Here is an 11848-nt window from a genome sequence, read left to right on the forward strand (position 1 = left end):
GATTGGTCTTGGCAGTTATAATCATTCCCTACCCCATCATATTGAGTGGATACATAATTATTTTGATTATTGTTTAAGCAAGAGATGATAAATTAACGAAGTCAAAAGTCAGAAGTTCTAAGAGAGAAGGAAAAACTTTAAACCCAGGGTAGATATTTCTTTAATTTTTACACAAACGATACCAACGGACATGGTATTACATATTAATTAATTATATGAAATTAGAGGTCAGGAGTCAAGAGTCAGAATGGAAGAAGGAGTCAGTTAGAAGACCTGTTATATCATGTCCGGATAATGAGTGATAAAAAAATTTTTGTTTGTAGTAGGGCTTTAGCCCTAAATTATAGAAGTTGCTCAAGCCCTACTACAAGCTTTAATTATAACTATTCAACCGGACATGATATTAGTAGGTAGGGCGACTGTAAAATTCAAACCTTTTTTTATATAATTTTATTTTTCTAATTCCCTACTCCTGATTATTTATAAGTAGTAAAGCTTGACTTAAGTACTGTAAGCATTCAGCTATTCTCCAGGGGAGGAACGACCTTTTTCATGTCGCGTAGCAAAACAGTTTTTTTAGCCTTTATACTTCTAATATAAACCGGGTTTGTTACTAACAAAATTTATGATTTTCACTTATTTTTAATATAGGTATTTGAGTCACCCAATTAGAGAGGGATGTATTTGCTTTTGGCTGACTGCTGATCGCTAACTGCTGAATACTGACTAAGTAGTTTCTGGAATTGGAAAAATTTCTCCCTTTAAATAAGCATCAAATACTTCTTAAAATACTTTTTGAAAGAGGGAATAGGGAGTAGGGAATAGGGAATAGGCAAGAAATATAGCAATGAGCGCTCACATATTTACATATTACTATTGTCTTTAAATGTAGCACGAGACTATACTACCTATTACCAATATTTTCACATATACTACATTAGTAACGATTTGTACCATGTAAACATACCAGCGCACGTTGCTATATTTATTCTGTCAGTTGTACCACATTAACTAGGCATCTACTGTCAGTAGTCAAGCTTGACTTAAGTAGTTTCTGGAATTGGAAAAATTTCTCCCTTTAAATAAGCATCAAAATACTTCTTAAAATACAAAATACTTGTTACATTTTGCTCATCACTTTCATCAGGAGCAAATTCATAAATTGGCAATCTTTCTCTCACCAACTTCACTAAATTAGGATGAAGTTCTTCAAAAGATTCTACTCTAGAAATAGTCGTTTCAAACCTTAATCTAGCCGGATGACCATAACCTAATTTCATCCAAGGCATCCACGGACAATCTCTTGCCCATTCAGAAGAAGGTATTTCTGTTACTCCTGGTCGAGCTACACTGGAAGTAAAATATTCAACTCCCTTAAACTTTTCTCCTGGGCAATAATCTTGATATTGACTTTCCTTTGCTAAAGGGTGAGGATATTCTAAAGGAATTTCTATGACTTTTTGCACATATCCAGAATTCTCAGGAATGACAATTTTTTTAGGTGAGACAAAACCCTGCACCATGCGATTCGCAATATGCACTACTGGAACTTCTTTTACCCCTTCTCTTGGTCGCCAATAATGCAATATTTCTTGAGTATCAGGATCGCAAAATAAACAAATTTCTCGATTAATTCTTTGTCCTGCTTCCCCATATTCTGGATGTGGTTTAATAAACACTTTCGTAGCATTCATACCAATAATAGAAAACAACTTTTCTTTGGGTTTTCCAGGTGATTCTATCCACCAAACTTCTCCACCCCAGTTATAGTAAAGTTGTTTACCATTATTATCTCTATAAAAATTTAAGTTATCAAATTCATATTCAGTTGCATATTCACCCATTATTTACTCCTATTTATTGAATAAGCATTCAGCTATCAGCAATCAGCTATCAGCTTTTTTATGAATTACAGCGGTTTTCATTTCTTTAGACCACAGTAGGGGCGAATGGCCATTCGCCCCTACAGGGTTTTGATTGTGACGTGAGGTCATCAATTTGAAAAGCGCTGTAAGCAAGGATTTTTCAAGAACACTTATATTAACTTAAGAACTATAGGACTTACGCAGAGACCACATATATAGCGTTAAAAACTATAACGTTATAGTTTTTGAACTCTATATATAGTAGCTTGGCGTAAGTCCTGAACTACTTATTTATACTAGAAATTATCTCAACTAGACAGTACAAAGTTCCAGGAATAACTATTGCTAGCTATAGCTTTCAGGTATCTAAAGGTTAGAAACTTTCCCCAAACGAACTGTAGGTGCTGTAAGCCTTTTCCAGTAATGTTTTCAGTCAGATAAGCCAATCATTCTTTGGGAGAACTTTGTACTCTCCAGTATCTCAAATATATCAATAATAATTTTTGCTTTCAAGACAAGACAAGCTTCATTAATGGATAATGGATAATGGATAATTACCTCGGGTTTTAACCGTTCGGGAATTGAATATAAGGAATATTTTCTTTTTTTTCCCCTATCCAAGGGGAGGCTTCAAGGCGTGAATTATTTAATTATTAATTCTTGAATTACCTATTTGTAATTATAATAACGCAGTTCATTCCGAGCAGACAAGATAAAAAATGACTGGTTTTAGCTCCTCATTCTGCAGGAAATGCTTACGGAAAAAGAAAGAAGGGAAAAGTTAATCGGGATACTTTCACCAAACTGCCCCGCTTCTACAAAGCCCAATCAATTTGATAAACCCTGTAGAAAGTGCGGTCTTAAACTAATAAGAGAAAAGTTAACCAAGTCATATCAAGTCCGGTAGCATCGGTATAAATAAACCAGAGAAACCGGGTTTATATGAAATGCCTATCATAATAACATTTATCTCCTATAAACCCGGTTTCTTATAACACTTCCGTTGCCAAGCGGATTTGATATCATAAGTCATAAGTTTTTTTTGTCAGAGAGATTTAGAGCAAACCTACAAAAACATTTCCTATTAAAAGGCGGAGTTTTAGATCAAATTATTTTGATAAAATTTATTTTTATCGGAATTAATTAAAATGATTTAAAATCAAGGATATCTAGAATTTATTAACTGAATAAACTAAAGTAAGTAATCATCAAAGGAGACAACAAAAGGAAAAAAATCAACCTTATAGCTAAGTAGCTGAATGCTAATTACTGTATTATTATAGACAAAAAATTACAAAAGCAAACGAATGGTCAATCTCACAAAAAAACTACTTGAGGCAAAAGACTGGGTGAAAGTCCGTGCTAGTACCGATGCTCAACAATCTTTTCTGACTTGGCATGGTTCGGTTTATTCCTTTATTCCAGGGGAACCGAAACAGCATTTGTTTGAAATAGTAGGGATGAGTGTGGCCAGATGTATTCCGAAATCTGAGGGAGGTTGGGATTTTACTTCTAGGGAACTGACCTTTTATCTTGACCCCGAAACAGGAGAAAAGTTGGATACTTGGAAAAATCCTTGGACTGATGAAATTTTGCCTGTGCTTCATGTGGCCAATAATCCGGTACAGGGATTATTTAAAAGGCCAATGCCAGCATTAGTTAATGAGGAGTTAACTACTTATAAGTTTGACCTATTTTCTAGCTATCCTAACCCCCTCGCTGATGACCCGAAGTTTGCTGAATATAGTCCCCAACTTCTCTATCAAGCTACCGAACTTTTTAAGTTGACAGTACCTACGGCAGATTTACAAAATCCTGAGACTACTTCTGTATCTAAGGTAATGTTGGCATGGGATAGAGTTGGTCCTTGGTTGCCATGGATGAAAATGGGCGATCGCCCTGGTCATCTCATTTATAGTGCGTGGGGTGGGAAGGTGGCTAGTGTGGCAGAATTACCTTTATTAATTCAAGATGAAATTAATACTCGTGTTCCTTTATTTAAAAATGCTGCTAAGTCTCTTTTAGATCGGGATGATGTAACTTCTTGGATTTATTTTAAACAAAATTTTGATGCTTATTTGAAAGGGGAAAAATTTCCAATTATGGCGCCGGAAGTTGAATAATAAATAGCAATCTAAGCATTCAACTATCAGCACTCAGCTATTAGTTTTTTCAGCCTTTATATTTCTAATATAAATCTGGTTTGTTACTAAAAAAAATATTAGTTTGACTTATTTTTAATAGAAGTATTTGAGTTACCTAATCAAAGAGAACTGTATTTACTTTTGACTAATTGCTGAATGCTTAAATAGCAATTTCATAAGATATAGCTAAGTCGATAAGTTGGGTTGATTTTTTTCTCATCAAATATTTATGATCTTTTCGTTATAAACCAGACTTCTGTATATCTGAAACTGCACTTAATAAATAGGAGGAATATCCCTATAATAATAAGATTTGATAGACAATTATCAAGAGGATTGTTTCAAAAAAATGGTATTAGGTATAGTGCTACGTGCAAGTCATAAGTTAGAAGTAATTCCTGACTAAGTTTGAACATTGCTCTATTTGTGTAGTGCTATATGACCTAATACCAATTATCAAAGAAAATGCTATACTTGGCTGTGCTCTAAGGGTCTATACTAATATCAAATTTTGCTCTTAACATTGTTACACTGATAACTGATAACTGATAACTGAATAGAGCATATTTAATTTACTCGAATCTGAAAAAACATGAATACAATAAAATTAAGTATTATTTGTGGAATATTATTAGTCAGTTTTGGTTGTGGTCAGCAAGCAGAAAATACGACTTCCGAAAATCCGCAATCTTCACCAATACAAGAGTCTCCCTCTAATTCTATTTCTCTAAATAAAACAGGTGAAAATGTAGATGAAAAAACACAGAATAATTTAACTGAGGCACTCAATTCTTATTTGCAAGAATTAGGTGTTAATTTAGAGACTGAGCAAAACTACAAAACAGAATATATTGACTTAAATGATGATGGGATTAAAGATGCTTTGGTTTTGATGAGTACACAAGATTGGTGTGGCACTGGAGGTTGTACTTTATTTATTTTTCAGGGTGGGGAAAACAAGTTTGAGTTTATATCAAGTTCTAGTCTCATTCATCAGCCATTTACAGTTAGTGAAACTCAAACTAATGGTTGGCGAGATTTAGTTGTTGAGGTACGCGGTGGTGGAGCAAAACCTGAGACTATTACTTTGAAATTTGATGGTAAAGTTTACCCGTCAAATCCTTCTTTAGAACCTCCGATAAATTCTGAAATTACTGTTGAAGGTCTGAAGGTTTTTCCTATAGTAGAATAATAGAAAAGTATAGAGATTTAAAAGCAAATGTCATCTCAGATTCTTATAGTTGAAGATGAAGCAAAACTAGCTCAATTTATAGAGCTAGAACTTAAATATGAAGGTTATCAAGTAACTGTAGCTAATGATGGATTTACTGGACTAACAACCGCACGGGAAATTAAGCCAGATTTGATAATTCTTGACTGGATGTTACCAGGTTTATCAGGGTTAGAATTATGTCGTCGGTTGCGAACTACTGGGGATAAAGTACCAGTTATTTTGTTAACAGCTAAAGATGATGTGACCGATCGGGTGGCTGGTTTAGATGCTGGAGCTGATGATTATGTGTTAAAACCTTTTAGTGTTGAAGAATTATTGGCTAGAGTTCGGGCACATCTCAGACGTACTCAAGAACCTAATCCCGATTTATTAATGTTTGATGACCTGAGTTTAAACCGAAGTACAAGGGAAGTTTATCGCGGTAATAGGGAAATTGAATTAACAGCAAAAGAGTTTGATTTATTGGAATATTTAATGGCTCATCCTCGACAAGTTTTGACAAGAGATAGAATTTTGGAAACTGTCTGGGGTTATGATTTTATGGGAGATTCTAATATTATTGAAGTTTATATTCGTTATTTACGTTTGAAGTTAGAAGCTAATCAGGAAAAACGTTTAATTCAAACTGTGCGAGGGGTAGGTTATGTTTTGCGAGATTAACTTGTACCGTTTCACGGAAGTTAAAAGTTAAAAGTTAAAAGTTAAAAGTAATATTTTATAGGCTCAAAAACTTTTCCCTGTGGGACATGAAAGACGCGCTCAGTAATTTCAGAAAATTATTTCACATAGGCAGTTTGAAACTATTTCTGACATCTTTAAAGTGAATTGGTATTAGGCAGAAAAAATATAGATTTTTGGCTGGATAAGCTCAATTTGGCAACAGGCAAGATATTTTTAAGAAAAAGGCACGAAAAATTATTTACTAGGTGACTTTTACCGAATAATTAATAATTAATAATTATTAATTAAATAAATAATTCAGGTTAAAAACCTCCCCCTTCAAGAGGAAAAAGCGGTCGGAAAGCGGAGCATGACCTGGTAGATGGGATGGCTAGGTTTCCTCGCCATATCCAATCTCCCCTCGAGAAAAGTGCTAGTGCCACTACGCAGAAGTTAAAACTCATGCATTTAAAAATCAAAAGTATTGGTTAGTAAGGCTTTTAGGATTTTGTAACTGGTCAGTTATTTCCGCCATCCTGCACTAGGATATTTCCTTATATTCAATTCTGTTAAGGTTTTAACCAGAGGTAATTATCCATTATCCATTAATGAAAACTCTATTGCTGTTAATTGCAATGGTTAAGTAAAGAGCTTGTCTATTAGGTGTTAGATGAAACGAGGTTATCGCAGGGATAATATTAATCAGGTACAGTATTTTTTTCTCTTCCTTAATTCCCTCAAATCTAAAATCTGTATCTCATCCATTTGAGAACTGCTATATTTATTTGAAACTATTAACCTTTCTCTACAACCTTGAAGAAAGGTAACCATTCAGCTATTAGCAGTCAGCTATCAGCAATAAAAATCAACCTAAATAGCTAAAGTTAGCTGATTATTTTGCTTTTACCCAGACTTTTAATTCTTGCACTACCTCAATCCTAATTCCTCCTCCAAATACAACAAACCAGCAACGCTGAAAGCTGAAAGCTGACGGCTGAATGCTTACGAATAAAGAAGAAAAAATTAAAGCTCTATAAATAAATTTAGTAATCAAATTGACTAGCTCTCAAGACCAAATTTTTTTCATGGCTCTTATCTAATTTTTGAATTTTTCTCAGCAAATACTCATCTAAAAGTGTTTTAAATAAAAATAATACAAAATTCAAAAAAGATAGTTACAGTAGAAATATAGGGAACTGGGAAATGGGAACTAAGAAAAATTTACCTTTGCTCTTTAAATTTAACAATACTAGCTCTCTCTATGCCAACCTTACCTAAAGCGAAAAAGTTAATATAGGGATATTTTTTGAAACTGGTATAACTTGAGCAAATTATACAAGGTCTAGACAAAAGTTTGTAAATTTTTGCTTAATGTTTGCTTCCTTAGCTTAATTATTTGGTAAATATAATGAATTTGGAAAACTTTGAACAAGATTTATCGATGACCGATACAACTACAAATGAACAATCAACTGCTAATTATCATATTGAAAGTGCAGTTTTAGAACGTTATCAAGAAGGTGCTCAACAGGTACAACCTGACCTATGTTGCCCAACTGACTATGAAGAAAACTATCTCGATATTTTACCTCTAGAAATTATTGAAAAAGATTATGGTTGTGGAGACCCTACCCGCTATATATCCCCCGGAGAAACAGTTGTAGATTTAGGTTCGGGTGCTGGAAAAAATTGTTATATTATTGCTCAGAAAGTTGGTGCAGAGGGGCAAGTAATAGGGGTAGATTTTAATGATGATATGTTGGGGTTAGCTCGGAAATATCAAGATAAAATAGCTGCAAAAATTGGATATCAAAATACTAAGTTTGTTAAGGGAAAAATTCAAGATTTAGCTTTAGATTTAGACTTAGTGGAAAACTGGCTCACGGCAAATCCAATTACATCTGTTGATGCTTTAGCTGCTTTTGAATATGAGTGTAATGCTCTTCGCAAAGAACAACCTTTGATTCCAGATAATAGTGTTGATGTTGTAATTTCTAATTGTGTGTTGAACTTAGTCCGCCCCCAAGACAAACAGAAATTATTTCAGGAAATTCATAGAGTATTGAAACGAGGAGGTCGAGCAGTTATTTCTGATATTGTCTGCGATGAAGACCCCACTCCAAAAATTATGAACGACCCAGAATTATGGAGTGGCTGTATTGCTGGAGCATTTCGAGAAGATGTTTTTCTAGAAATGTTTGAAGAAGCTGGTTTTTATGGCATTGAAATTCTTAAACGTGAGGAAAAACCTTGGCAAGTAATTGATGGAATAGAATTTCGCTCTCTGACAGTTCGTGCTTTTAAGGGGAAAGAAGGAGAATGTTTAGAACGGAATCAAGCTGTGATTTATCAAGGTCCTTGGAAACAGGTAGTTGATGATGATGGTCATACTTTATATAGAGGTAAAAGAATGGCTGTCTGTGATAAGACTTTCCAGATTTTTACAGATAAAAATGGTCCTTATCATCAGGATTTTTTGCCTGTTGAACCTTATACAAATATTCCTTTAGATTTGGCAGAAAAATTTAACTCTAGAGATGGAAAAACTCGGCATCCTAGAGAAACTAAAGGCTTAGATTATCAACTGACAAGTATTAATAATAATAGTGATTGTTGTACTCCTTCTGATGGTTGCTGAATTTAGCAGAAAATAGGCTAAAGTCACGAACTTAGATAAATCTAAACTATCTTGATTTAAACTCAGTAGAAATTAGTCTCTAGTTTCTACTGTTTTTTTGAGAAATTATGCCAAATTAAAAAAAACAGGCGTTGGTGAATCAAACAATGAATTATAAATACCCCTTTCACTACTTGTTCCTGTTCCTACCCATGAATGAACTAATCCCTATTCCCTATCCCCTAAGCACAGAAAATTATAGCTAAATTCTCCAACACCAAAAAAGATATAGCATTGCACTTTGGCGTATTTACACATTATTTTTTGTAGACCTTTTCGCTTACTGTACCTTGAGCTATAAATTGTAAATACCTGAGCGTGCAGCGCTATACTTGTATCAAATTCGGTAGCATCGTGGTAGTCACTTAGGAGTTATGCCAAATCGGGGTATAAAAGTAGGCTTGTCCCATATCCTCAATCCCATATATCAAAGGGTATAAATTGACAAAATACCCTCTAATTCAAGTGGATTTAGTATGAGGAGTTAGGAGTCAGAAGGGAAGAGAAAAAAACTGTATCTAAATCAATATGAGAACTGCTATATACCTAATTAAAATGATTTTATATGACAATAAAATCCTCTAGAAAACTATTAAGATATTTCTGCTTCTTCTCGCACTTAACAACAAACTGAATTTAGCAACATTTGATGAAATTGCTATTATATAGCACTACGCATTAAGCTGTTTGATAGCTATAAAACTTCAACACTTTAGAGGTAATAGTTTTTACTATAGCTGAATCCTGAATACTTATTGCTATAATGTCGAGCGACAGATAAAATTTACTATTTTTCTTCCTTCTTCCTTAGCTAAACTATTTGTAAAGTTGTTTTATTTTTTCAGGCATAGTATTATTTATAGCTATTTAACTGGAGATGATATTAGTCCATAACTCCTGTACTTCTTAAACCTGACTCCTCTATAATTATTTAGAACTCTTCCACTAGAGATGATATTAGTCAAAACTACGATAAGATAGTAAGCGTTATAGTTGAATATTAAGTACCAATGAATAGAATCCCTAATTCCAATTCTCAACCTCTTGATAATCATTTAGTTGAGTCAGAAGAAAATGAAAATGACAAAATGGAAGTCATAGAATCTTATAATCCTAAAACTAAAGTAATGCTAGAACGGTTTATTTTAATGTTAATAGCAGTTGGATTAGTAGTGGGGGCAATTTTATCAGTTGGAGTTGTCTATATTCTTGATAAAACTGGGTTTACAACTCCTCCTAATCAACAGCAAATAGATTTAGGAAAATGAACACTTGGTGAACCAGTCAATAAATCCTTGAATTTCAACGTACTTGCTAATAGTATACTCGAAATCATTACTGAACTGGACAAGTGAGGTAGGATCGATACTTGCACAACTCTTGGCTGTTTGCTATGTAATTTTCAAGATAGCTGACAACTTTTTTTTGTCAATACGCTTCCCCCCATTTTGGCCAATAGTGGCATCAATCTCATATTTAGGTTGTGTGGTTGAAATATCCCTCTCAATTTTTACTTTAATGGAGTCACCTACTTCTAGTTTTAGAGGTTTTTCAAAAAGTTTAACATATCTAATGTTAATACTACTATCGCTGAAATATTCAGCAAAAGCAATACCTAAAAGTTCAGTTTTATTCAAGTTTATTCAGTTTTATTCAGGTTTAATGAAAAAAGACTGGCCTATCTGTAGTAATGGCCCATTTGTTGGTAGAGCGATCGCCTCCGTTTTGGCATTAGTTATGTGCGTTCTTTCTATCCTAAAAATAAGTTATATCATGTCCGGTAACATCGGTTTTGTATAGCGAAGGGAAGGAAGAAGGAAGAAGGAAGAGGGAAGAAGGAAGGAAGGAATAGGGAATAATGCTTGAAAGTTAGAAAAAACTTAAATTTCTTTTAGATATTCACAGTTGGTTTACACGCGACCATACCAGCGGACATGATATTATTTGTCTGTGCAGCAACAGGTAGTAGAAGAGCAAATGCACCTTTTGGTAATTTAGTTCCCACTGCCGCAATTTAAGCGGTGACTTTCGGTTTTACTGACTTAGGTAAGGAGGGTAGTTTGCTTGGTTTAGTAATAGAAAGTTCGCCTAAAGTAATTGATAATGATAATGCTCAACAAGATAATGATACTGCTTGGCATTTAGAAGATTTTTATCGTTATCAAATTAATGATAATATTTCGATTAATCCTGGAATTTTGGTAGTTATTAATCCCGAACATGAAGAGGATAATGACACTATTACTGTAGGAATTGTGCGGATTATTTTTCTATTTTAAGTTTAAGGTTAGTCATTTCAGTTATCAGTTATATCATGTCCGCTTAATTAGTTATAAAAAAAACTTTCTCCTCTTCCTCTTCTCCCTCCTGATTCCTGACTCCTGACTCCTGAGGACTCCCCAATTATTAGACCTCTCCAGAAAATAAACTTGCTCTTTATTTAAGACAAGCTAGAGTTGTAAAATTCACTCTCCAAAATCATTTTTCGTGTCTTTTTCGTGAAAATATATACCCTGTTCCCTGTTCCCTGTTCCCTGTTCCCTGTTCCCTGTTCCCTACTAGACCACAAAAAATCTATATCTTTTTCGGAGATGTCTATTTATAACTGTTCATCCGGACATGATATTAACAGTACCTCCTAAAATAGAGATGCTTGAAATTTCGAGAATAAAATTTTACCATCAGTATTAATAAAAACTCAAAGTTTGGTAGGGGGTTGGTGACCAAACCCCTATTAGACAGAGAAACCGGGTTTATATGAAATGCACTACTATACTCAATATCTGTCTCCCATAAACCCGGTTTCTTATAAAACTCAGAAGGAAACAGATTTGAGATCAAATACGGTCTTAGATTACAGCTATTTAACGATAGAAATTGCTTAACCTATTTACCATATTATTCCTGATAAATAAAACTGCTACATCCCAATAGCGATCGTCTGCATCTTTAATATCGCACTTGATTTTCCATTCTCCATCATCTACAATAGGCATGATCGTTAATGCTGTTGCTTTGTGTTTCTGCTTTGCTCCGCAATTAAATCCGGCAATAACCGCAGTCCATTCTGACGCTGAATATCCAGTTTTAATTGTGGGATTACCTTTTACCTGATAAATCTGATATTCCATGGGTTTTTGGATTGTGTCAGTTGCGTCAGTAGTTGATGATGTATCTGTTTCACCCTCCCCAGTAGTTGAGGTAGTGTCAGTCGTCTCAGTGGTTGCAGTGCCATCACCCTCACCAGTAGTTGAGGTAGTGTCAGTTG

The 11848-nt window shown here is 34.2% G+C and carries 10 protein-coding genes; 7 read left to right on the forward strand and 3 right to left on the reverse strand.

The annotated features are described in order from the left end of the window. Positions 1–1043 precede the first annotated feature (1043 nt). Positions 1044–1844 (reverse strand): DUF1838 family protein, encoded by an 801-nt coding sequence (locus ACP6PM_RS19005; RefSeq protein WP_426587350.1) that lies wholly within the window; start codon positions 1842–1844, stop codon positions 1044–1046. 1328 nt (positions 1845–3172) lie between these two features. Between ACP6PM_RS19005 and ACP6PM_RS19010 the strand changes: the two genes are divergently transcribed. The 5 genes from ACP6PM_RS19010 (at position 3173) to ACP6PM_RS19030 (ending at position 9848) form a co-directional block, all read left to right on the forward strand. Beyond that, on the forward strand, positions 3173–3988 hold the full coding sequence (locus tag ACP6PM_RS19010) for a DUF1838 domain-containing protein (protein ID WP_426587352.1): 816 nt from the start codon (positions 3173–3175) through the stop codon (positions 3986–3988). A gap of 613 nt (positions 3989–4601) precedes the next feature. Then, entirely contained in the window at positions 4602–5201 is a 600-nt protein-coding gene (locus ACP6PM_RS19015; RefSeq protein ID WP_426587354.1) for a hypothetical protein, read from the forward strand. Positions 5202–5228: 27 nt separating this feature from the next. After that, on the forward strand, positions 5229–5903 hold the full coding sequence (locus ACP6PM_RS19020) for a response regulator transcription factor (protein ID WP_426587356.1): 675 nt from the start codon (positions 5229–5231) through the stop codon (positions 5901–5903). Positions 5904–7311: 1408 nt separating this feature from the next. Beyond that, complete coding sequence (locus ACP6PM_RS19025; protein WP_426587358.1) at positions 7312–8541, forward strand: methyltransferase domain-containing protein; 1230 nt, start codon at positions 7312–7314, stop codon at positions 8539–8541. Between the two features lie 1049 nt (positions 8542–9590). After that, a complete protein-coding gene (locus ACP6PM_RS19030) occupies positions 9591–9848 on the forward strand; it encodes a hypothetical protein (RefSeq protein ID WP_426587360.1) in 258 nt (85 codons plus the stop codon). A gap of 123 nt (positions 9849–9971) precedes the next feature. Here the strand turns inward: ACP6PM_RS19030 and ACP6PM_RS19035 are convergent, their stop codons facing one another. Then, the gene (locus ACP6PM_RS19035) at positions 9972–10217 is read right to left on the reverse strand and encodes a hypothetical protein (RefSeq protein WP_426587362.1); all 246 of its coding nucleotides are present in this window, start codon (positions 10215–10217) and stop codon (positions 9972–9974) included. 25 nt (positions 10218–10242) lie between these two features. On the opposite strand from ACP6PM_RS19035, the gene ACP6PM_RS19040 reads away from it, so the two are divergent. Both ACP6PM_RS19040 and ACP6PM_RS19045 read left to right on the forward strand, forming a co-directional pair. Continuing rightward, positions 10243–10380 carry a hypothetical protein gene (locus tag ACP6PM_RS19040; protein ID WP_426587363.1) on the forward strand — a complete coding sequence of 46 codons (138 nt, stop codon included), beginning with the start codon at positions 10243–10245 and terminating at the stop codon, positions 10378–10380. A gap of 221 nt (positions 10381–10601) precedes the next feature. Continuing rightward, complete coding sequence (locus ACP6PM_RS19045) at positions 10602–10859, forward strand: carbohydrate porin (protein WP_426587365.1); 258 nt, start codon at positions 10602–10604, stop codon at positions 10857–10859. A gap of 585 nt (positions 10860–11444) precedes the next feature. Here the strand turns inward: ACP6PM_RS19045 and ACP6PM_RS19050 are convergent. After that, on the reverse strand, positions 11445–11848 hold a 404-nt coding region (locus tag ACP6PM_RS19050; protein ID WP_426587367.1), incomplete at its 5' end, for a hypothetical protein.

Source organism: Dapis brunnea BLCC-M229 (genome assembly GCF_050015995.1).
Taxonomy (GTDB): domain Bacteria; phylum Cyanobacteriota; class Cyanobacteriia; order Cyanobacteriales; family Microcoleaceae; genus Trichodesmium.

Coding starts and splice junctions, on each gene's coding strand:
- ACP6PM_RS19005 (WP_426587350.1), bottom strand. CDS start 1,844: ATGGGTGAATATGCAACTGAATATGAATTTGATAACTTAAATTTTTAT.
- ACP6PM_RS19010 (WP_426587352.1), top strand. CDS start 3,173: ATGGTCAATCTCACAAAAAAACTACTTGAGGCAAAAGACTGGGTGAAA.
- ACP6PM_RS19015 (WP_426587354.1), top strand. CDS start 4,602: ATGAATACAATAAAATTAAGTATTATTTGTGGAATATTATTAGTCAGT.
- ACP6PM_RS19020 (WP_426587356.1), top strand. CDS start 5,229: ATGTCATCTCAGATTCTTATAGTTGAAGATGAAGCAAAACTAGCTCAA.
- ACP6PM_RS19025 (WP_426587358.1), top strand. CDS start 7,312: ATGAATTTGGAAAACTTTGAACAAGATTTATCGATGACCGATACAACT.
- ACP6PM_RS19030 (WP_426587360.1), top strand. CDS start 9,591: ATGAATAGAATCCCTAATTCCAATTCTCAACCTCTTGATAATCATTTA.
- ACP6PM_RS19040 (WP_426587363.1), top strand. CDS start 10,243: ATGAAAAAAGACTGGCCTATCTGTAGTAATGGCCCATTTGTTGGTAGA.